This window comes from Mesorhizobium sp. P171375, assembly GCF_057786075.1.
This window is the reverse complement of sequence record NZ_JBYNWF010000001.1, coordinates 6,185,697-6,207,108: the sequence shown is the minus strand read 5'-3', so window position 1 is coordinate 6,207,108 and position 21,412 is coordinate 6,185,697. Positions and strand designations below refer to the sequence as shown.

At 63.8% G+C, this 21,412-nt stretch carries 19 protein-coding genes and 1 pseudogene; 7 read left to right on the top strand and 13 right to left on the bottom strand.

Annotated elements, in window-relative coordinates; translation table 11 throughout:
• Window positions 1-97 precede the first annotated feature (97 nt).
• The gene (gene leuA, locus ACYHH6_RS30345) at window positions 98-1,774 is read right to left on the bottom strand and encodes a 2-isopropylmalate synthase (protein WP_435053393.1); all 1,677 of its coding nucleotides are present in this window, start codon (window positions 1,772-1,774) and stop codon (window positions 98-100) included.
• A gap of 518 nt (window positions 1,775-2,292) precedes the next feature.
• Between leuA and ACYHH6_RS30340 the strand changes: the two genes are divergently transcribed.
• Genes ACYHH6_RS30340 through ACYHH6_RS30330 form a run of 3 tightly spaced genes read left to right on the top strand, consistent with a single transcriptional unit; the run spans window position 2,293 to window position 4,555 of the window.
• Window positions 2,293-3,459 (top strand): ATP-grasp domain-containing protein, encoded by a 1,167-nt coding sequence (locus tag ACYHH6_RS30340; protein ID WP_352588273.1) that lies wholly within the window; start codon window positions 2,293-2,295, stop codon window positions 3,457-3,459.
• Window positions 3,460-3,464: 5 nt separating this feature from the next.
• Complete coding sequence (locus tag ACYHH6_RS30335; protein WP_352588572.1) at window positions 3,465-4,241, top strand: esterase family protein; 777 nt, start codon at window positions 3,465-3,467, stop codon at window positions 4,239-4,241.
• The gene (locus tag ACYHH6_RS30330; protein ID WP_352588276.1) at window positions 4,241-4,555 is read left to right on the top strand and encodes a nuclear transport factor 2 family protein; all 315 of its coding nucleotides are present in this window, start codon (window positions 4,241-4,243) and stop codon (window positions 4,553-4,555) included. Before ACYHH6_RS30335 ends, ACYHH6_RS30330 begins: the two co-directional genes overlap by 1 nt.
• Before the next feature lie 12 nt (window positions 4,556-4,567).
• On the opposite strand, the pseudogene ACYHH6_RS30325 reads toward ACYHH6_RS30330, so the two are convergent.
• Window positions 4,568-6,102: pseudogene (locus tag ACYHH6_RS30325) on the bottom strand (MFS transporter).
• A 147-nt stretch (window positions 6,103-6,249) separates the two neighbouring features.
• Between ACYHH6_RS30325 and ACYHH6_RS30320 the strand changes: the two are divergent.
• Window positions 6,250-7,146, top strand: coding sequence for a LysR family transcriptional regulator (locus ACYHH6_RS30320; protein ID WP_352588279.1), 897 nt, complete (start codon window positions 6,250-6,252; stop codon window positions 7,144-7,146).
• Window positions 7,147-7,200: 54 nt separating this feature from the next.
• Here the strand turns inward: ACYHH6_RS30320 and ACYHH6_RS30315 are convergent, their stop codons facing one another.
• The 5 genes from ACYHH6_RS30315 to ACYHH6_RS30295 form a co-directional block, all read right to left on the bottom strand.
• Window positions 7,201-7,953 (bottom strand): SDR family NAD(P)-dependent oxidoreductase, encoded by a 753-nt coding sequence (locus ACYHH6_RS30315; RefSeq protein WP_352588575.1) that lies wholly within the window; start codon window positions 7,951-7,953, stop codon window positions 7,201-7,203.
• Between the two features lie 49 nt (window positions 7,954-8,002).
• Window positions 8,003-9,091: an AbrB family transcriptional regulator gene (locus tag ACYHH6_RS30310; protein WP_352588282.1), complete on the bottom strand. Its 1,089-nt coding sequence runs from the start codon at window positions 9,089-9,091 to the stop codon at window positions 8,003-8,005.
• A gap of 76 nt (window positions 9,092-9,167) precedes the next feature.
• Window positions 9,168-9,476 carry a putative quinol monooxygenase gene (locus ACYHH6_RS30305; protein ID WP_112561138.1) on the bottom strand — a complete coding sequence of 103 codons (309 nt, stop codon included), beginning with the start codon at window positions 9,474-9,476 and terminating at the stop codon, window positions 9,168-9,170.
• Between the two features lie 84 nt (window positions 9,477-9,560).
• The gene (locus ACYHH6_RS30300) at window positions 9,561-10,343 is read right to left on the bottom strand and encodes an SDR family NAD(P)-dependent oxidoreductase (protein WP_352588285.1); all 783 of its coding nucleotides are present in this window, start codon (window positions 10,341-10,343) and stop codon (window positions 9,561-9,563) included.
• Window positions 10,344-10,409: 66 nt separating this feature from the next.
• Window positions 10,410-10,838 carry a DsrE family protein gene (locus ACYHH6_RS30295; RefSeq protein ID WP_352588288.1) on the bottom strand — a complete coding sequence of 143 codons (429 nt, stop codon included), beginning with the start codon at window positions 10,836-10,838 and terminating at the stop codon, window positions 10,410-10,412.
• 101 nt (window positions 10,839-10,939) lie between these two features.
• Between ACYHH6_RS30295 and ACYHH6_RS30290 the strand changes: the two genes are divergently transcribed.
• The gene (locus ACYHH6_RS30290) at window positions 10,940-12,037 is read left to right on the top strand and encodes a hypothetical protein (RefSeq protein WP_352588291.1); all 1,098 of its coding nucleotides are present in this window, start codon (window positions 10,940-10,942) and stop codon (window positions 12,035-12,037) included.
• A 158-nt stretch (window positions 12,038-12,195) separates the two neighbouring features.
• Here ACYHH6_RS30290 and ACYHH6_RS30285 read toward each other — a convergent pair whose 3' ends face one another.
• Both ACYHH6_RS30285 and ACYHH6_RS30280 read right to left on the bottom strand, forming a co-directional pair.
• Window positions 12,196-13,143: a cation diffusion facilitator family transporter gene (locus ACYHH6_RS30285; protein WP_352588294.1), complete on the bottom strand. Its 948-nt coding sequence runs from the start codon at window positions 13,141-13,143 to the stop codon at window positions 12,196-12,198.
• A gap of 5 nt (window positions 13,144-13,148) precedes the next feature.
• Window positions 13,149-15,353 carry an anthranilate synthase gene (locus ACYHH6_RS30280; RefSeq protein ID WP_435053391.1) on the bottom strand — a complete coding sequence of 735 codons (2,205 nt, stop codon included), beginning with the start codon at window positions 15,351-15,353 and terminating at the stop codon, window positions 13,149-13,151.
• Window positions 15,354-15,661: 308 nt separating this feature from the next.
• Here ACYHH6_RS30280 and ACYHH6_RS30275 point away from each other — a divergent pair, with 308 nt between their 5' ends.
• On the top strand, window positions 15,662-16,432 hold the full coding sequence (locus ACYHH6_RS30275; protein ID WP_352588300.1) for an isocitrate lyase/PEP mutase family protein: 771 nt from the start codon (window positions 15,662-15,664) through the stop codon (window positions 16,430-16,432).
• 1 nt (window position 16,433) lies between these two features.
• On the opposite strand, the gene ACYHH6_RS30270 is transcribed toward ACYHH6_RS30275, so the two are convergent.
• The 4 genes from ACYHH6_RS30270 to ACYHH6_RS30255 form a co-directional block, all read right to left on the bottom strand.
• A complete protein-coding gene (locus ACYHH6_RS30270; protein ID WP_352588303.1) occupies window positions 16,434-17,489 on the bottom strand; it encodes a M14 family metallopeptidase in 1,056 nt (351 codons plus the stop codon).
• A gap of 90 nt (window positions 17,490-17,579) precedes the next feature.
• On the bottom strand, window positions 17,580-18,758 hold the full coding sequence (locus ACYHH6_RS30265) for an MFS transporter (protein WP_352588306.1): 1,179 nt from the start codon (window positions 18,756-18,758) through the stop codon (window positions 17,580-17,582).
• A 116-nt stretch (window positions 18,759-18,874) separates the two neighbouring features.
• Window positions 18,875-20,251, bottom strand: coding sequence for an FAD-containing oxidoreductase (locus ACYHH6_RS30260; RefSeq protein WP_352588309.1), 1,377 nt, complete (start codon window positions 20,249-20,251; stop codon window positions 18,875-18,877).
• Window positions 20,248-20,709, bottom strand: a complete 462-nt coding sequence (locus ACYHH6_RS30255) for a DUF4126 domain-containing protein (RefSeq protein WP_352588311.1) — start codon at window positions 20,707-20,709, stop codon at window positions 20,248-20,250. Before ACYHH6_RS30255 ends, ACYHH6_RS30260 begins: the two co-directional genes overlap by 4 nt.
• Window positions 20,710-20,839: 130 nt before the next feature.
• On the opposite strand from ACYHH6_RS30255, the gene ACYHH6_RS30250 reads away from it, so the two are divergent.
• Entirely contained in the window at window positions 20,840-21,397 is a 558-nt protein-coding gene (locus ACYHH6_RS30250; RefSeq protein ID WP_352588313.1) for a sugar O-acetyltransferase, read from the top strand.
• The last annotated feature ends 15 nt before the right edge of the window (window positions 21,398-21,412 follow it).

The following is a 21,412-nucleotide window of genomic DNA, read 5'->3' as shown; positions in this document are numbered from 1 at the left end:
ACCAGATAATTACCGATGGTTAACACGAAAAAATCGGAATTTACCCTGGCAAATGGGGGATTTCCGGGCGCCGCTGACATCGGCGCCCGGGAGAATATCAGCTGACCTTGCGGCTGATGATGCGGTTGGCGGCCGAAACCACGGCTTCCAGCGAGGCGGCAACGATGTTGGTGTTGATGCCGGCGCCGAACAGCTTGCCGCCGGGATATTCCATCTCGACATAGGAGATCGCCGAGGCGTTCGAGCCGCGCTGGAGCGAATGCTCGGAATAATCGAGCACCGACATGTCGACGCCGACATGGCGCGACAGCGCATCGACGAAGCCGTCGATCGGACCGGTGCCGGAGCCGGTGATGGTCGTCTCCTTGCCGTTGTCGAGGATCACCGCCTCGACCACCCGCCGGCCCTTTTTCTCGGTGTCGGGATAGGTGTGATGGTCGAGGAATTTCAGCCGTGCGCCAGGCTGATCGACATAGCTCTCGAGGAAGCGGTCGTGGATGCGCTTTGCCGGCACTTCCTTGCCTTCCGCGTCGGTGATCGCCTGGATCTCCTGGCTGAACTCGATCTGCAGGTTGCGCGGTAGGTTGAGGCCGTAATCAGCCTGCAGCACGTAGGCGATGCCGCCTTTGCCTGACTGCGAGTTGATGCGGATGATCGCTTCGTAGCTGCGCCCGACATCGGCCGGATCGATCGGCAGATAGGGCACTTCCCAGACCGGCGTGTTGGCCTTCTTCAGCGCCTTTATGCCCTTGTTGATGGCGTCCTGGTGCGAGCCGGAAAAGGCGGTGTAGACGAGTTCGCCGACGTAAGGGTGGCGCTCGGGGATCTTCAGCTGGTTGGAATATTCGTAGACGTCCTTCATCCGGTTGATGTCGGAGCAATCCAGATGAGGATCGACGCCTTGTGTGTACATGTTGAGCGCCAGGGTGACGATGTCGACATTGCCGGTGCGTTCGCCATTGCCGAACAGCGTGCCTTCGACGCGGTCGGCACCCGCCATCAGGCCGAGTTCGGTGGTGGCGATGCCGGTGCCGCGGTCGTTGTGGGGATGCAGCGAGATCAACAGGTTCTCGCGGTTGTCGAGGTTGCGGCACATCCATTCGATGCGGTCGGCATAGATGTTGGGCGTCGACATCTCGACCGTCGACGGCAGGTTGATGATCAGCTTGTTGTCGGGCGTCGGCTTCACGATTTCGGTAACGGCGTTGCAGATCTCCAGCGCGACTTCGAGTTCGGTGCCGGTAAAGCTCTCCGGCGAATATTCGAAGCGGTAACCGCCGCCGGCCTTGGCCGCCATGTCGGTGATCATCTTGGCCGCGTCGGTGGCGATGCGCTTGATGCCGCCGACGTCTTTCTCGAAGACGACGCGGCGCTGCAACTCGCTGGTCGAATTGTAGAAATGCACGATCGGGTTGGTGGCGCCCTTCAGCGCCTCGAAGGTGCGGGTGATGAGTTCGGGCCGGCACTGTACCAGCACCTGCAGCGAGACATCGGCCGGCACATTGCCTTGCTCAATGCACCAGCGGGCGAAATCGAAGTCGGTCTGCGAGGCCGAGGGGAAACCGATCTCGATCTCCTTGAAGCCCATGTCCAGCAGCAGGCCGAACATGCGCGCCTTGCGCTCATGGCCCATCGGGTCGATTAGCGCCTGGTTGCCGTCGCGCAAATCAACCGAGCACCAGACCGGCGCCTTGTCGATGACCTTGTTGGGCCAGGTGCGGTCGGTGAGGCCGACTGTCGGATAGGGCTGGTATTTGCGGGCGGCGCCCGGCATGTGGCCGGCTGTGCCTTTTACGCTTTCGGCTTCGCCGGATCGTATCTCTTCTCGTGCGTTCATCGTCTTGTTCTCCCGGCGGCTCACGGATCGGTCTTCGGACGGATTGAGAGCGAGCTGCGCCTTACCAGATTTTCGTTCGCTTGATGTGAATTGCCAATTTTGAAACTGGCCAAGGAGCGTGCGCGTAAGCGGCGGTTCGACCGCCGGGCGCTCCTTCAGCGAACCCGGCGATCGCCGATAAGGCCGAGAAGAAGCAGGGTCGATGCCAGCGCGCGAACGGTCTCGCCGGCAAAGCCGGTCGGACGGGAAGCGACGGAGGAGGCGCGCGTGTTCATGGCGGTTTTCATACAGGAGCGGCCATGGAGAGGCAAGTAGGCGCTTTTCTGCCTGTTTCAGACCTCTTCCCCACGCGCGGCAAATACGCCAGACTTGGTGTTGTTTCTGTGCGTGTCGCCGTCCCTTCGCGGTCTCGGCAACATGCTTGGACGAGGTCGCGATGCCGGGGGAGGTCGCCCATGAATTTTGTATTCTTCTCGCCGCATTTTCCGGCCAACGGCGCCGATTTCTGCGACCGGCTGAAGAAGGCCGGCGCCACGGTGCTGGGCATTGGCGATGCGCCCTTCGATGCGCTGGACGGCAAGCTCAAGGCTGCTCTGTCGGAATATTACCGCGTCGCCGACATGGAGGATTACGATCCGGTGTTCCGGGCGATGGGTCATTTCATCCACAAATGGGGCCGCATCGACCGCTTCGAGTCGCTCAACGAGCATTGGCTGGAACTGGAAGCCAACATCCGCACCGACTTCAACATCTACGGCACCAAGCTCGATTTCGTGAAGAATCTGAAGCGCAAGAGCCGCATGCGCGCCTTCTTCCGCAAGAGCGGCGTCGATACCATTGCGCAGCGCAAATGCTCCGACCGGGCAGGCGCCATGACCTTCATCCGTCGCGTCGGCTATCCCGTGGTGGTGAAGCCCGATTCCGGTTCCGGCGCCTCGAACACCTTCAAGATTTCCAACGCCAAAGAACTCGACCAGTTTTTCCGGGACAAGCCCGAGGACGTGACCTTCGTCATGGAACAGTTCATCGAGGGCCTGGTGGTCACCTTCGACGGGCTGGTCAACCGCGACGGTGAGGTGGTGCTTGCCGCCAGCCACCGCTACGACCAGAGCGTCATGGAAGTGGTCAACAAGGATCGCCACATGAGCTACACCTGTTTTCCCAAAATCAGCCCCGCGGTCGAGGAGGCAGGCAGGAAAATCCTGAAAGCGTTCGACGTGCGCGAGCGCTTCTTCCACATCGAGCTGTTCGAAACCAAGGACGACCGTGTCATCGCGCTCGAGGTCAATATGCGGCCGCCCGGCGCCTGGATGACCGATGCGATCAACTACACGTTCGACATCGACGTCTATGCGGCGTGGGCCGACATGGTGGTCAAGGATGCCGCCAGCGGACCCTATGAGGGCAAGTATTTCACCGCCTATGCCAGCCGCAAGCAGCACCTCCATTATTTGCACAGCCATGAGGACGTGCTAGCCGCGCATCGCGACAAGATCGTCCACCATCAGCCGATAGAAAAGGTTTTCAGCCGCGCCATGGGAAATTACGCCTACCAGATGCGCTCGAAGGACGAAGCAGCGCTGCGCGAGGCCGTCGCCTATATTCACGCGGAAAAGGCTTGAACGCGATGGACATTTCCTATCACAAGGGCTTTGCCCGCAATCTCGGCCGCGACATGGAATACAAGCGCTACGGCCATGCCGGCCGGCCGGTGGTCGTGTTCCCTACCTCGCAAGGGCGGTTCTATCAGTTCGAGGATTCCGGCGGGGTGGGGGCGCTGGCCGAATTCATCGACACCGGCCGCATCCAGCTGTTTGCGGTCGACGGCATCGATTCGGAATCTTTCTTCAACAAGCATGCCGACGCCGCCCACCGCATCGGTCGCCACGAGGCCTATTTCCGCTATGTCCGTGAGGAGGCGTTGCCGGAGTTTCTGGCGACCGCCGAGCAAGCCAATGGCGGACGCAAGCTGAAGCCGCTGTTCACCGGCTGCTCTATGGGCGGCTACCATTCCTCGAACTTCGTCTTCCGCTTCCCCGAACTCGCCAGCGGCGTCATCGCGCTGTCGGGCGTCTATTCGGCGCGCGACTTCTTCGGCAAGGCGCTGGAAGGCGACATTTTCTACAACTCGCCGCTCGACTATCTGCCCGGCATCGTCGACCCCAAGCTGCTAGCGCGGCTGAAGGTGCTGAGGATGATCTTCTGCTGCGGGCAGGGCGCCTGGGAAGAGCGCATGCTGGTCGAGACGCGCAAGCTGGAACAGATCCTGCGCGACAAATCCATTCCCGCCTGGGTCGACTATTGGGGTGGTGACGTCAGCCATGACTGGCCGTGGTGGCACAAGCAGCTGGTCTATTTCTTCGGCCGCTGGCTGGATGACGATCTGATGCATAGATTGGACTGATGGCCACGCCCGAGCCCATCCGCCGTTTCGTCGAGGCCACCAATGAAGGTGACACCGAAGCGTTTCTTGGTACCTTTACCGCCAACGCATCCCTGGCCGACTGGGGACGATCCTTCCATGGCCGCGAGCAGATTGCGCGCTGGAACCAGTCGGACAATATCGGCGTGAAGTCCAATCTGCGCATTGTCCGCATCGCCGAGGCCGATGGCAGCTACCACGTCCGCATCGCCGTCACAGGCGAAGGCTTCAACGGCGAAGGGAACATGGTCTTCACGATGGACGGCGACCGCATAGCGAGCCTGGTCATCAGCTGACGCCGCGCAAGGCTAGCCTTCCTGGCATACCGGCAGAGGAGCGGTTTCGTGCTCCACGGTCGATCCGCGGCGCAGGCCGAGGAAGACGACAAGCGCGGTGACGATGGTGATTGCCGCCAGCACGATCAGCAGCCTGTCGAACGCCGTCTCGTAGGCCTGGACCAGGATCGTGGCTCCGGCTCCCGGCAAGCGGGCTGCCGCTTCGCCGACATTGCCGGTCACCAGCAGTTGGGCGGCAGCGGTTGCACTCAGGGACGACGTTGCGCCCTGGGCCGGCAGTTGTGCAGCCGTGAGCCCGACAGGACCGCCATGACGATGGCCAGCGCCACGCCTTCACAAGCGACGCGGGTGGTGTTGAAGATGCCGACCGCCATGCCGGCGCGCTCCTTCGGCACGACGCTGACGGCAAGTCCGTCCATCAGCCCCCAGGGCAAAGCGATGCCGATGCCGATCAGCATCAGCGGCGCCACAAGGGCGAGGGCGACCGGCGGCGTCAGGCTCAGCCAGACAAGGCCGGCGGCGGCAATCAACAGGCCGACGCCGCAGATCGTCGCCGGAGCGATCCAGCGCGCCACCTGGCCGGCAAGCAGAGGCAGGATCAACAGCGGTCCCGACAGGCAGATCATCAATTGCCCGGCCTCGATCTCGCTCATCCCCTCAATGCCGATGAAGCGGATCGGCAACAGCACGAGCAGGACGACGAAGCCATAGGCGGGGGCAGCCGCCAGAAACTGGACGCCGACGAAGCGGGGAAAGCGGAACAGCGAAAGATCGAGCATCGGCCGGCCCACGCGCCGCTCGACGATGACGAAGGCGGCAAAGAAGAGCGCCGCGATGGCAAGCAGCCCGATCACGAGCGGATCGGTCCAGCCGCTCTGCGGCGCCTGAAACACGCCGTAGGTCAGCGCAGCCAGCGCAATCGTGAAAGTGCCGGCCCCCGCCCAGTCGAGGCCAGTCGCATCGGGGTCGCGCGATTCCTTGATTGTGCCCAGACCCAGTAGCGCGGCGGCAATCGCAAGCACTGCCACCAGAACGAAGATCGACCGCCAGCCGAATGCTTCGATGATCAGGCCGGAGGCGATCGGACCGAAGGCGAGGCCAATGCCGAAACTGGTGCCGAGGAAGGAAAAGGCGCGCAACCGCAATTGCCCCTCGAATTCCTGGGCAAGCGCGGAGGCGCCGCCGGCGAAGGCGGCCGCACTGCTGAGCCCTTGCGCAGCCCGAAGTGTGTCGAACCAGACGATGTCAGGCGCGAGCATCGCGCCCAGCGTGGCCAGGACATAGAGGCCGAGGCCGGCGAGGAAGATGCGCTTGCGGCCATGATTGTCGGCGAGCGCCCCCAACGCCATCAGGGTAGCGCCAAAGGTCAGCATGAACGCGTTCGTCACCCAGTTGAGCGCGATCGGGCTGCCGCCGAGATCGGCTGCGATGCGCGAGAGCGCGACGGCCGGGCCGGTGAAGGTCAAGGGCATGGTCATGGCGGCAAGGCATACCGACAACAGGACGAGCCATGGCGCAGCTGCGCCGTTTGTGGTCTTCGAAATCATGGTTTTTCCTATCTGAAGCAGGATCCGCCGGTGTGCCGTCGGAGCGCAGCACCGGTCGCAACGGCAAGATAGGCCCGCGACAATCACGGAAAAATAGTATTAAATCTCCAGATATACCGGACTGAAACGCTCGAATGGAGAGATGTGATGGAACGCCTCAACGGCCTTCTGGCCTTTGCCCGCACCGCCGAGTTCGGCAGTTTCATCGCCGCCGGCCGAACGCTTGGCATCTCGGCGTCGGCCGTCGGCAAGAGCGTCGCCAGGCTCGAGCAGGATCTCGGCGTGCGGCTGCTGCAGCGCAGCACGCGCCGTGTCGGACTGACCGAAGAGGGCAAGCTGTTCAACGAGCGGGTGCGGCGCATCCTCGACGACATCGACGATGCCGAGGCGATGCTGTCGCGGACGCGGGAAACGCCGCATGGGCGGTTGCGCATTTCGACGCCGATCGTGACCTATCACCTGCTGTTGCCGGTGCTGTCGGAGTTCATGGCGTGCTATCCCGAAATCGAACTCGACATCGATTTCAACGATCGCATCGTCGACCTTATCGACGAAGGCGTCGACATCGCAATCCGCAGCGGTGAGCTGCCGGATTCGCGCCTGGTGGCGCGGCCGCTAGCGCCCTTCCGGCTGCTGTTGTGCGCGGCACCTTCATACCTCGAGCAGCACGGCAACCCGAGCGGACCGGACGATCTCGTGAACCATTACGGCATACGCTTCCGGTTTCCAAACACCGGAAAGCTGCAGGGTTGGCCGTTCATCGGCGGCAGTGTCGAGCCGCAGGTCCGCTCGATGCTGACCTGCAACAACACCGAGGCGCTGAAGGGCGCGACCATGGCCGGTCTCGGCATCAGCTCGATGCCCGATTTCCTGGTCCGCGAGGCGCTGCGCGATCGGCAATTGCGCACTGTGCTGGACGACCATGTCGACGGCCGCGGCCAGTTCCGGATGCTGTGGCCGTCAAATCGCCATTTGTCGCCGAAGGTTCGCGCTTTCGTCGATTTCCTCCCCGACCGGCTTGCCGCGACGCTGAGCGGCTCGTAGTCCTTCGCGGCGCCGATGGCGATGACGAAGACGGCGAGGGACTAGCGCTGTTTCTCAGTAGGTGGCCCGTCCGCCCGACAGGTCGAACGTTGCGCCAGTGGTGAAGGAATTTTCGTCCGAGAGCATGAAGGCGATCATCGCGGCCGCCTCTTCGACTTCGACAAACCGCCCGCGTGGCACCTTACCCAGCATGTAGGCCACCTGGGCCTCGGTGAGCTGTTCGAGGATGCGGGTGCGGGCGGGCGACGGCGTCAGCGCGTTGACGGCGATGTCGTGGCCGGCAAGCTCCTTGCCCAGCGATTTGGTCAGCGCGAGCACACCCGCCTTGGCGGCCGAATAGGCGGCGGCATTCGGATTGCCTTCCTTGCCGGCGACAGAGGCAATGTTGACGATGCGGCCGTAGCTGCGCGCGATCATGCCGGGCACCAGGCGTTTGCAGCAGTAGAAGACGCCGTTGAGGTCGATGTCGATGATCTGGCGCCATGAGGCAGGATCATAGTCCACCACGGTAGCCGCCGGTCCGGCAATGCCGGCATTGTTGACGAGCAGATCGACCGGGCCGAGCGAGCGCTCGGTTTGCGTCGCGGCGCTGTCGACGGCCTCGATCAGCGATTGATCGCACAGCAAAGCCTCGATCCGACCGAGCGGGGCGAGTTCGGCGACGGCGTTCTTCATCGCAGCCTGGTCGACATCCCAGATGGCAACGCTGGCGCCCGACGATAGCAGGCGCCGGGCAACAGCAAGGCCGATGCCTTGCGCGCCGCCCGTCACCACGGCGACACGGCCTGAGAGATCGACGGCATTCACGCGACGGTTCATGGGCAATTTCCTCTTCCCGGATACTTGAATTCGTAACTCAGTCCCTGACGGCTCTCGCCACCAGCCGCGCGATGCTTGGCCCGGCGATGAGCACGACCAGGAAGCGGGCCGATTGCAGCGCCATGACGAAGGAGATGTCGACGTTCTGCGCGGCGGCGGCGATGATGGCGACGCTGTCCATGCCGCCGGGGCTGGTTGCGAGATAGGCGGTCAGCGGATCGATGCCGAGGACATGGCTGATCAGCCAGGCAAGCCCGCCGCAAAAGGCGATCAGCACGACGATCGAACCGACGATCTGCGGCAGTGCCCGCGTCGCATGGCGCAGGATCGCCCGGGTGAAGTTCAGACCGATCGACCAGCCGACCATCGCATAGGAGAGTGCCAGCAGCCATGGCGGCAATTGCATCGCCACGCCGAAGCCGAGATGGACGATGGTGCCGAAGATGAAGGTGCCGAGAAAGAAGGGCGAGGGCAGCCGGCAAAGCCGGCCGAGCAGGCCGCCGACCAGCGCCACGCCGAGCGTGGCGGCAAAAGCCATTGCGTCGATCGGCGGGAACCAGACAATGGCTGGGATTTCAACGCCGGAGGTGTCGACCCACATCTTGGCCACGAGCGCCGCCGTCATCGAGACGAAGATCACGCGCAGATACTGCATGAAGGCGACGAGGCGCTGGTCGGCGCCGAAGGCGCCCGCCATCAGAACCATGGCGGTGGCTGCACCCGGCGATGAGCCCCAGACCGCGGTGGTGCCAGGCAGAATGCGCCAGCGGCTGATCAGCCAGCCGAGCAGGCTGGACGCCGCAAGGGTCGCCAGCACCACGACGAGAAACAACGGCCATTCCTTGTAGAAAACCGAAAAGATGTCGGCCGAGATCGACGCCGCGACAAGGCAACCGACGACGGCCTGGGCGGCGCCGAACAGCGGGCGCGGCACGCGCACCGTGGCGCCGTTGGTGCCGGCAAGGATGGCCGCCAGCATCGGGCCTATCAGCAGGGCGGCGGGCAGTGCGGCGTATTCCAGCGCGCCGGCGAACAGCAGCGAGAAGATCAGCAACACCAGCCACTGCCGAAGCGGACGCATGCGCGTCATGCGTTCGATGGCCGGCTGTTCTGGCGAGGAATCCATATCAGGTCTTAGACTTGGAGAAGAATGACGCGAACCCCGCCGAGGAAAACTCGAAAACCGCGGTTGCTTTCGAACATCACTCGTTCTTGACGGCGGGCAGGCCGAAACCCCCGACCGGATGGGTCTCGATCTGGAACTCGAAGCCGGAGATGAAAGGCCGCGCCTTGGCGATCGCCGCCTGGACTTCGGGCAGTTGCAGCGATGCCTTGTGGCTGGCCTGATCGGTCCACACTTCGGTGACCCAGATCGCGTCGGCATCGGCCGGGTCGGTGGCGATGATATAGCTCAGGCAGCCGGGGAGGGCGCCGGTGCTCTCGCGCAAAACGCCCATGATAGCGTCGCGCTGGCCGCGCGCCGCCCGCATCTTGCCGATCAGTCCGTACATCGCCTTACGTCTCCCCTTGCTTTCAACCGCTGAAACTTTCGCACAACATGCTTGGGTTGCGAGACGCAGTATGCAATTGCCCGCTCAAGGCATCAACTGGCCACCGTTCACCTCGATCACCTGGCCGGTGATGTAGCCACTCAGGAGATCGGAGGACAGGAAGAGATAGGCGCCGACGCAGTCTTCGGCCGTGCCGGCGCGTCCCTGAGGAATGGTGGCAACCATGCCCTTGATCTGTTCGTCGGTGGAATAGCGCTCGTGGAATGGCGTCAGGATCGTGCCGGGCGCCACTGCGTTGACGCGGATGCCGAAGCCAATCAGCTCCTTGGCCATGCCGCGGGTGACGTTGGAGACGAAGGCCTTGGCCGAGCCGTAGAGCCCGGCGCCGCCGCCAGCGCCATTGCGCGCGGCGATCGACGAGGTGTTGACGATGAAGCCGCCCTGCTTCTTCAGCCATGGCATCGCCTTGCGCGAGGCGGTCAGAACCGAGCGGGCGTTGAGGTCCATCACCGCGTCGTAATGCGCCTCAGTCTGCTCGGCATAAGGCACGCGGCCAAGCATGCCGCCGGCATTGTTGACCAGCCCGTCGAGCCGGCCGAAATGCTCAGCGCTCTCCTCGACCACACGCTCGACATCGGCGGCAATCGAAAAGTCGCCTTGGGCGAGAAACACCTCGCCGCCGCCATCGCGGATGGTCTTGGCCAATGTTTCGGCGGCCTCGCGGCTCGAATTGTAGTGCAGCGCGACGCGGCTTCTTTGCGCGGCATAGGCCAGCGCAAGGGCAGCGCCTATGCCGGTCGAGGCGCCGGTGACCAGCACCGCCTTGCCGGCAAGATCGGGGATGACGAGGGTGGGGGTTGCTGGCACGTCGGTTCTCCGGGAATTTCCTCCCGTCCTTCGTAGGCGCTCGCAGCCCTCCTGTTCAAGCCCCGGCTAGGGTCTGAGATAAGCGTAACCCTGGCGCTGCAGTTCGGCGAGCTTGACGACGCCGCCCTTGTCGGCGGCGTGGAAGCCCTCGAGCAAATCGGCAGGGGTGATCTCCATGCCTTTCATGGTGTTGCCGCACGCGTGCGACTCAAGACCCTGCTGGATGAGGCCCGCAAAGCGTCCCGAAATCGCCGCTGATATGCCTTTCGACTTGAAACCGGCAAGGGCGGGACCATGCACGACCAGCACGATGTCGACATTGCCGCCGGTGCCTTCATAGTGGTTCTTGATGTTGCCGAGCACGAAATTGACCTTGTCGAGATCGCTGAGGTGATAGGCGACCTTCGGCTTTTCTTCGGCGGCCGCTGCCCGGCTCAGCCCGAACAGGCCGGCGGCGCCGACAAGGCTGGCACGGAACATGTCGCGTCTGCGCATAGCATCCTCCTCGTCCTGGCGCTCACCGCAAATTGCGTGGCTGCGGCCATGATCCTAGCATAAACTGACGTTACGTCCTGTCGATGCGAGGAGGGGGTCCAATGGCATTCAGGAAGTGGAAGAATTTCGCCGTCGCCGGATTTGGCGCCATGCTGCTCGGTGCACTTGCGGGTTCGGCCGTGGCCGACGATGCGCTTAAATTGCCCGAACTCAGTGCGAGTGGCGCCGATGCCTGTTTCGGCCGTGTCTATGACGCGGCCCATCTCAAGGCGCATCCGAAGCAGAAGGTCGCGCGGATTTTCTTCCTCTATGGCCATGATCCGGTGAGCCATCCGAACGAGGAGCCGATGGCGAATGCGGACACCTCCTACAATGGCTTTCTCACCACCACGGTGCGTGGCGCCAAGACGCCGCAATGGGCCGGCGGCTGGTGCAATCACGAGTCCGAAGACGGTAAATCAGGCCCGATCCGCTGCGGCATGGACTGCGACCGCACCATGGCTTCGCTGAAACTCGATGACAAAGGCCGCCTGATCCTCACCGATGTTTCGTCCGATCTCTATCTCGACGCCGGATCGGAAGACGAACTGGGCGAGGCTGAATATGACCGGCAGGCGCTGGGCTCAGAGGACGATAATTTCCGCCTCGACCCGATGCCGGCGGCGACCTGCAAGGCCGAATTCGCCAAGATCGATCCGATCGATCCGGCGCTGGGTGCGCCTTTGCGCGAGCGGCTGAAGCCGGGCCAGCCTTTCTGTTTCGGGCGCGATTACGATGCCGCGCATCTCTCCTCTCATCCCGACCAGGTGACGCAGTCGATCCGCGTCTTCCGCGGGCCGGTCGAGCTTGCCTCCTTCGCCTCAGGCGGCGATGTCGCCAACTGGCCCGACGGCGCCGACATCGCCGTTTCGGTGACCACCAGGAAGAACGGGGCCAAGGTCACGCAGACCTATTCCTGCCAGGGCGAAGCGGACCAGTGGCGCTGCGCGGCGAGTTCGAAGATGAGCAATGCTTCGTGCGACATCAGCCAAAAGGAAATCTACCTCAAGCGCGGCGCCAACGGCACCATGATGCTGGCCAACCCGAACAGCAGCCTGGCGATTGTGGACCTCTGCTCGAAGGCGGCGGAGGGCAAGACGCAGTCGGACGACAAGGTCTACCGGCTGGAGTCGATGCCGCAGTCGGCCTGCGCCCCGTAAGGCCTGTCGACATTCAGGTGAGGCCGGCCTGCGAACGGCGGCTTCCTGCGCTTCCGGTGCTCACGTACTTCAAGTACGCTCCGCTCCGGTTCTCGGAAGCCACCATTCTCGACTCGGCCTGACCTGAATCTCGACAGACCTTCGCACCTAGCGCTGGACTACGCGAACGGCACGGCCGTCGTGCCTTTCGGCAGCTTCGCTTCATCATCCGGTTCGACATGGATGGTGACGCGCACCGAGGGGATTTCGGCTTTCAGCGCATCCTCGATGCGGTCGCAGATAACGTGGCTGGCGCCGACGGTCATGTCGGCGTCGACGACCAGGTGGAACTCGATGAAGGTAGCGCGACCGGCGATGCGGGTCTTGAGGTCATGAACCTCCAGCGCGCCCTTGCAATTGGCCGAGATAGTGTCGCGGATATGCATGTGTTCCTGCGTGTCGACGGCGCGGTCCATCAGCCCGTTCATCGACGAGCCGATGACATGCCAGCCCTGCCACAGGATGTTGAGCGCCACGATGACGGCAAGCGCCGGATCGAGGATTTGCCAGCCGGTCAGGATTGCGCCGACGAGACCGCCGAAGACGCCGACGGAAGTCACCACATCGGTCATGATGTGCCGGCCGTCGGCAACCAGCGCCGGTGATTTCGCAGCGCGGCCGGCGCGGATCAGCGTCCAGGCCCAGAAAGCGTTGATGACGGTGGCGACGCCGTTAATCCCCAGGCCTTCCCAGGGTTGTTCGAGCGGCGTCGGCGTCTGCCAGGAGCGCCAGACCTCGCTGAGGATCAAAAGTGCTGCCAGCACGATCAGCACGCCTTCTAGCACGGCCGAGAAATACTCGGCCTTGTGGTGGCCGAATGGATGGTCCTGGTCGGCCGGCTTGTAGCTGACCCGGATCGCCCAGTAGGCAGCGGCCGAGGCAATGACGTTGACGATCGATTCCAGCGCATCCGAATAGAGCGCGACGGAGCCGGTGATGTACCAGGCGGCAAGCTTGAGCGCGAGCACGACGCAGGCGACGACGATCGACCAGAAGGCGAGGGCGGCGACCCTTTGCTTGGCCGCCTCCTTTGCCGCGATCGCCGTCACGCTGTCCGCTGCGGCCATACCGGTCAGGCCGCCTTTTCCTTGGCCTTGCGCGGCAGATGCGCAACGATGTTCTCGATGATGCGCATGCCGGCATTGTGGCCGAGCGTCATGATCGATTCCGGATGGAACTGTACGGCGGCGATGGGCTCCTTGCGGTGCTCGAAGGCCATGATGACACCGTCCTCTGTCTCGGCGGTGACAACGAAGCCGTCGGGCAGCCGTACCGGATCGGCAAAGATCGAGTGGTAGCGGCCGACGGTGACTTCCTTGGGCAAGCCGGAGAAGATGATGCCGGGCTTGGAGACACGGATGCGCGACGGCTTGCCGTGCATCGGCACATGCAACTGCCTGAGCTCGCCGCCATAGGCCTCGGCCAGCGCCTGCAGGCCAAGGCAGACGCCGAAGATCGGCAGGTCGCGAGCCCTGGCTTTCTTGATGGTCGCGGCGCAGTCGAAATCCTTCGGCGTGCCCGGTCCGGGCGACAGCACGACGAGATCCGGCTTCAGCCGATCGAACACTTCCTCCGGCACCGGCGTGCGCACGGTCGAGACATTGGCGCCGGTCTGGCGGAAATAGTTGGCCAGCGTGTGGACGAAGGAGTCCTCGTGGTCGACGAGCAGGATGTTGACGCCGTCGCCGACGCGCGCGGTGGTGCGTTCGGCGCCGGCGGCATTGCCTAGTTTGGCGTCGCGGATGGCGGAGAGCATGGCGGATGCCTTCAGTTCGGTTTCGGCTTCTTCTTCCTCGGGGATGCTATCGAAGAGCAGCGTGGCGCCGGCGCGCACCTCGGCAATGCCATCCTTGATGCGGATGGTGCGCAGCGTCAGGCCAGTGTTCATGTCACCGTTGAAATTGACCATGCCGACGGCACCGCCATACCAGGCGCGCGGGCTCTTCTCATTTTGCTCGATGAAGCGCATGGCCCAGAGTTTCGGCGCGCCGGTGACGGTAACCGCCCAGGCGTGCGACAGGAAGGCGTCGAAGGCATCCATGCCTTCGCGCAAGCGCCCTTCAATGTGATCCACTGTGTGGATCAGGCGCGAATACATCTCGATCTGGCGGCGGCCGATGACGCGCACGGAGCCCGGATCGCAGACCCTGGACTTGTCGTTGCGGTCGACGTCCGAGCACATGGTCAGCTCGGATTCATCCTTCTTGGAGTTGAGCAGCTTCAGGATCTGCTCAGAGTCGGAAATGGCGTCGTCGCCACGCTTGATGGTGCCGGAGATCGGGCAGGTCTCCACCCGGCGGCCATTGACGCGCACGAACATTTCCGGCGAAGCGCCGATCAGATACTCGTTTTCGCCGAGATTGATGAAGAAGGAATAGGGCGAGGGGTTGATCGACTTCAGCTTGCGCGAGATTTCGGAAGGCTGCGTCTCGCAACGCTCGTAGAACATCTGCCCGGGCACGACCTCGAACAAATCGCCGCGCTTGAAGCTATCCATCGCCTTGCGCACCAGATTGGCATATTCGCCGGGTTCATGATCGCCGCGCGGCGGGATGCGGTCAGCGGTCTTGAACGACTCGGCGATTTCGTCGCGCGGCAGGCCTTCAGTCGAAAAACCGTCGCCGGAATAGTCGTAGCGGTCGGTCCAGGCCTTGGTCGAATAGTGGTCGACGACCAGGATCTCGTCGGGCAGGAACAGGACCAGGTCGCGCTGGCTCTGCTTGCGCTCGAGCTTGTAGTCGACCGGATCGAACTGGAAGGCGAGGTCGTAGCCGAAGGCGCCGTAGAGGCCGAGATTGGCGTCTTCGTCGGTCTTGAACAGCGCGGTGATGGCGCGCAGCACGGTAAAGACGGAAGGGACGCGGCTGCGCTCTTCCTCGGTGAAGACCCGGCCAGGCTTGGCGACATCGAGGCGGATCAGCTTTTTCGAGGTTTCGGTGATTGTGACTTCGCTCAAGCCGGCAAGCGCCTTGCCAATTACCGGCAACAGCACCTCGCCACGGCCGTTCAGTGCCTCGATGCGCATGGCGCGGCCACGCGCGGAAATCACCAGCGGCGGGTCGATGATGGCCGTATCCCAGCGCGTGTAGCGGCCGGGATATTCGTAGTTCGAGGAAAACACGGCCCCGCGGCGCGAATTCAGCCCGTCGACATAGGAGTCGATCGCGCCGGCATAGGGCTTGTCGTGGCGCTCGCGGGTAATGGTGACGCCACCCGCGGTCACGAAGCGTTCCGCGCCGTTTTCCAGAACCTTCATCGTCGTCATTGCCGTCTCCATCTGGCTTGTTGGGCAACGGACCCGGGACTGGCTTTGAAAAAACAAATGGCCGCCCGGACATTCCGTTGCGGCCACCTTCTATTTTCACGCGCACGCGTTCGAACAGGCCGCTGTCAGCGAGCCCACCACCAAACGGTCTTGATCGAACGCATGTTCATGGGCGAAATCCATAGCGGCGAAAAGCCGGATGCGCAACAGGTTTGAAAGGCCTGTTTGTGGCCGCCGCTTCCGGGGCTCATGGCACATCGCCAGGGCCGGCGTTCCTGCCTAGACTAACCACGCAACATCGAGAAGACGGGAAGACACCGATGACCGACCAGATCGAGCGCGCACGCACGTTCCATTCCCTCCACGTCAAGGGAAACCCGATCGTTCTCTACAATGCCTGGGATCCGGGCTCGGCAAAGATCGTCGAGAAAGCCGGAGCCAAGGCGATCGCCACGGGCAGCTGGCCGGTGGCGGCCGCCTTCGGCTATGCCGATGGCGAGAAAATCCCCAGGGAATTGGCGCTGGACAACATCAAGCGCATCGTGGCGGCGGTCGACCTGCCGGTGACCGTGGACCTTGAGGGCGGCTATGGCGTCGAGCCGGAGGTCGTCGCCCGCACAGTGACGCTTGCGCTTCAGGCGGGCGCCATCGGCTTCAATTTCGAGGACCAGATCGTCGGCGGCTCTGGCCTGCACGACATCGCCGTGCAGGTGAAGCGGATCGAGGCGGCGGCGGCAGCGGTGAAGGCTTCGGGCATTCCCGCCTACCTCAACGCCCGCACCGACATCTTCCTCAAGGCGAAGCCGGATGCGCATGACAAGGGCCTTCTCGACCAGGCGATCGAGCGGGCAAAGGCCTATAAAAAGGCCGGCGCGAGCGGTTTCTTTGCGCCGGGTCTTGGCGATGAGGGGCTGATCGAGGCGCTCTGCAAAGCCACAGCGTTGCCGGTCAACATCATCGCGCTGGCGCATGTGCCGCCACGCCAGCGGCTGGCCGAGCTCGGCGTCTCCCGTGTCAGCCACGGCCCGGTGCCCTACCGGCAGATGACCGAATGGCTGGAGGCGAAAGCACGGCTGGCGATCTCGGGCTAGGTCAGTCCTCCAGCGTCCCTGACCTTGCGTCGGCGCTCTTCTTGTCGCCGACCAGCTTCAAGAGATCCTCGCCGGCGCGGATGATGCGGCGCGCGCGGCGGGTCAGGATGATGCCGTCCTGCGGGGCAAATACTTCCGTGCGGCCGCCGACCTCCCCGGGTGTATGGACGATGGTGGCGAGGCGTGCGCCCTTGGCGACGCGGTCGCCGGGCTTCACGTCGTAGAGCACGGCACCCGCCCGGGGTGCCGGCATCATGTCGATGTTTTCCAACGGTGCGACGAAACCAGTGAAAGGACCTGGTGCGGGTAGGGCCGGGTCGGCGATCACGCCGCGCGCCACCAGCAGCCGGTAGAGACCTTCGGCATCGGATGCGGCCAACCTGCCGTCGACATCGAGCATGCCGCGATATTCGACCGTGGTGGCGACGCGCCGCTCGAACTTCGCCACGCCTGCGGGGACGTTCTGGTAGGGCATGATCGTGGCGCCCTCGAAGGTCCCGTCGCTGTCTTCGCTCCACAGCACCACCGCGTCGATGCCCATCGCGGAGGCGCAATCGGCCATTGTCGGCCACAGGCTGGTGTGGACGTAGAGATAGGCCAGTCCTTCATCGTCACAATGCAGATCAAGCACGATGTCGTGGCCGATGGAAAGTTGCAGCAGCCGCGTCTTCAACTGCTGGTCGGCAGTTCCGAATGTGGTGTCCGGCAACAGTGCGGTATCAGGCGCGGCAAGCAGCGGAAAGGCTCGGTTGAAGTTGGTGCGGGTGCCGAGATGAAAGCGGCCCTGATGTTCGCCGAAATGATATTGCGCGCGGCCGATCGGGTTGGCCCAGGGAACGACCGTGATGTTGCCCTTGATGCGGCCTTCGACCTCGGCCTTGTTCAGCGCAGGCATCAGCGCGTCGATGGCGACGACGCCCGGCAATTCGCCGGCATGGAGTGCCGACTGCAGATAGGCTGAGGGCGCTGCCTTGTCGGCGCCCGTGAAGCGGAATGCCGGGAATTCGTAGAAAACGCCTGCGCTGTCGCCGGAAATGCGTTCGATCGATTTCTGCATGGGATGCCTCCGAGAAAGAGGCAGAACACATGCACCTTTGCCGGAGGGCTGTCGATTGGTCCAGTTCACGCCGCCATGGGCGCAATGGGATTATTCTGCGGCCGCCGGAACGGTCGCCACAGGGGCTGAGCGTTCTAGCGCCTGTGAGACAACGGCCACGGTAACGGCCAGCAGCGCCAGCACCGCGCCAACCAGCGGCAGATGGGCGTAGGAAACGCCGGCGGACAAGGCCACGCCGCCAATCCAGGCGCCGCTGGCATTGCCGACATTGAAGGCGCCCTGGTTGAGCGTCGCGGCGAGGTTCGGCCCTTCGGACGCCGCCTCGACGACGCGGATCTGCAGCGGTGGCACGACGACGAAGATGAGCAGACCCCAAAGGAAGACGACACCGATGGCGACACTGGCGATGGCGCCGAACTGCATGAAGCCGACAAACAGCACCGCCATCAAAAGCAGCGTGCCGATGACCGTCGGCATCAGTTTCCAGTCGGCCAGCCGGCCGCCCATGATGTTGCCGATGGTCATGCCGGCGCCGAACAGCAGCAGCACCCAGGTGACCGCGGAGGTCGACAGGCCAGAGACCTCGGTTAGATAGGGCTTGATGTAGGTGAAGACGGCAAACAGGCTGGCCGAGGCCAGCGAGGCGATCAGCATGGCGAGCCAGACCTGCAGCTTGCCCAGCACGCGCAGTTCGCCGCGCAGGCCGCCACCGCTGGGTTCGGCGACATTGGATGGCACCAGCCAGGCGATGGCCGCAACAGAGATCAGGCCGATGCCGACGACAGCAAAGAAGGTGGAGCGCCAGCCGAACGCTTCGCCAAGCGCAGTGCCGGCGGGAACGCCGAGGATGTTGGAGAGCGTCAATCCCGCGAACATCATCGCCATGGCGCTGGCGCGCTTGTTGCGCGGCACCAGGCTGGCGGCAACGACCGAGCCGATGCCGAAGAAGGCGCCATGGCCGAAGGCGGTGAAGACGCGCGCAGCCATCAAGAGCCAGTAATTGGGCGCAATGGCGCAAAACAGATTGCCGACGACGAACATAGCCGTCAGCGCGACCAGAACCGGCTTGCGCGGCAAATTCGCGGTGGCCATGGCGACGATCGGGGCGCCGAAGACGACGCCCAGCGCATAGCCGGTGACCAGCAGACCTGCCGAGGGGATCGACACGCCGAGATCGGCGGCAACCTCGGGCAACAGGCCCATAATCACAAACTCGGTGGTGCCGATGCAGAAGGATGCTATGGCAAGCGCAAGGATCGGCAAAGGCATGGAAAGTCCAGTCTGAATCGGTTCAATTTCAGACTGAACGAGAAGCCGTGCCATGCGCAATGCACATTGCTGCAATGCACCAATGCAGAAAGCCGGGAGCTTGACGCAAAGTTACGTCACACCAGCGGCTTCAGTTCCTGGGCGATGGTCGGCAGCAGTTCCGAGACCGTCGGGTGGATGTGCATAGCACGGGCCAACGTGTCGACCGGCGCCTTGGCGTACATCAGGTCGAGCACGCAGTGCACCGCCTCGTCGCCGCCAGGGCCAAGCACGGAACAGCCGAGGATCTCCCTGGTGTCGGCATCGACCAGGATCTTCATAAAACCTTGCGTCTCGCCCTTTTCGACGGCGCGGCCGACGCGGGTCATCGGCCGCTGGCCGACCAGCGCCTTGCGGCCGGATTTTTTCACGGCGGCCTCGGTCATGCCGCAGCGGCCGAGCGGCGGATCGATGTAGAGCGCATAGGCCTCGACGCGGTCGCTGACCTTGCGCGGATCGTTATCGAGCAGATTGGCGGCAACGATCTCATAGTCGTTGTAGGAGGTGTGGGTGAAGGCGCCCTTGCCGTTGCAATCGCCCATCGCCCAGATGCCGGGCACGCTGGTGCGCAGCTGGTCGTCGACGGTGACGAAGCCGCGCAGATCGACCGCGACGCCGGCCTTGTCGAGGCCGAGGTCGTCGGTGTTGGGAGTGCGGCCGAGCGCCAGAAGCACGTGCGAGCCGACTGCCGGCGGTTCGCCGGCCGAGAACGTCACGGCGATGTCGTTGCCCTGTTTGGCGAAGCCGATGTCGTCGGCGCCGACATGGACCGCTATGCCCTCGTTTTCGAGGATCAACAGGATCGCAGCCGATACGTCCTCGTCCTCGCGGCCGGCCAGGTGTGGGCTCTTCTCGATGACGGTGACTTCGCTACCGAAGCGGCGGAACATCTGCGCGAATTCGAGCGAGATGTAGCTGCCACCGACGACGACGAGGTGACGCGGCAAAATTTCGAGATCCATCATAGAGGAATTGGTGAGGTAGTCGATGTCGTGGATGCCGGGCAGATCCGGCACCGAGGCGCGGCCGCCGGTGTTGAGGAAGATCTTTTCGGCGGTCAAAAGGTCGTTGCCGACGCGCACCGTGTTGGCGGATTCGAAGCGGGCGTGGCCACGATAGAGGGTGCATTTGTCCATGCCGGCGATCCAGGTTTCCAGCCCCGTGCGGGAGGCGCCCGAAACCTTGTCCTTGCGCGCCTTGATCGCCTTATAGTCGACGCCGACAGGGCCACTGAGCGTCACGCCATAATCGGCGGCGCGCCGCGCCAGATGGGCGGCATAGGCGCTGGCGACCATAGTCTTGGTCGGGATGCAACCGGTGTTGACGCAAGTGCCGCCGACCAGCTTGCGCTCGATCAGCGCCACGCTCATGCCGGCTGCGTTCAGCCTGCCGGCGAGCGGCGTGCCGGCCTGGCCGGCGCCGATGATGATGGCGTCGAAAGTCTTTGCCGTCATGCCACCGCCGCCACGATCAGCAGGCCGCCGATGATGGCCGCCGCGTCCTCGATGAGAGCGGCGGGCCGATCCTGGCCGAAGGCGGCTGCCAGCCGGCCGCGCGCCTCGGCGCCGCCATAGGTGCCGATGACGGCGCCGATGGCGCCGGCGATCAGACCGCCAACGGTGGAACCGGCGGTGGCGCCGATCACAGCACCTGCAAAGGCGCCAAGCAGGATGCGGGCGCCGAACTGCTGCGGCACTTTGCGGCTCGGCGTCGACGGCAACTGGTCGGTGACCAGCTCGACGATGGCGAGGATGGTGAAGATGCCGACGGCGGCCCAATGGCCCATGAAGCTTGCCCAGGTGCCGGCAAGCGGCAGCCAGCCGAGATAAGCACCCCAGGCGACTGCGGCCGGTGCTGTCATGGCGCGAAGACCGGCGATGATGCCGATCAGAAGTGCAAGCAGATAGAGCATGGTTGATCCCCTCAACGCAGAACCCCGGACGGTCCGCGCGGCAAGCTAGCATAGGCCGGGCATTTGGACAGCGGGGTTTTCCCAGGCGGAGGATTGTGCTTTGGCAGGAGATCAGATTGGAGGCATGGCCATGTCCGCAAGCGAACGCACGAAGATGATTGCAGGCGAGTGGTACACCTGCATCGACGACGAGTTGGAAGCGCTGCGGGTGATCGCGCGCGATGCGGTGTTCGAGCACAATTCGCTGCCGCCCCGACCGCGCGGCAACATCGGTCCAGCGCTATCGGCGCTGCTCGGCAGCGCGGGCGAGGGCGCCCGCATCGAGGCGCCCTTCCACTGCGCCTACGGTTTCAACATCCATCTCGGCGCAGGCGCGTTTCTCAATGCCGGCTGCACCATCCTCGATACCGCGCCGGTGCGTATCGGCAACCGGACACTCCTTGGCCCCAATGTGCAGATCTACTGCGCCGAGCACCACAAGGAGGCAGCAGGCCGTCAGACGGGGCTGGAGATCGCCAGGCCGGTCACCATCGGCGACAGTGCCTGGATCGGCGGCAGCGCCATCATCCTCGGCGGCATCAGCATCGGCGATGGCGCCATTGTCGGCGCCGGCGCGGTGGTGACGCGCGACGTGCCTGACAACACCACCGTGGTCGGCAACCCGGCGCGGGCGGTCAAACGCGGCTGAATACGCGTCCGCCGA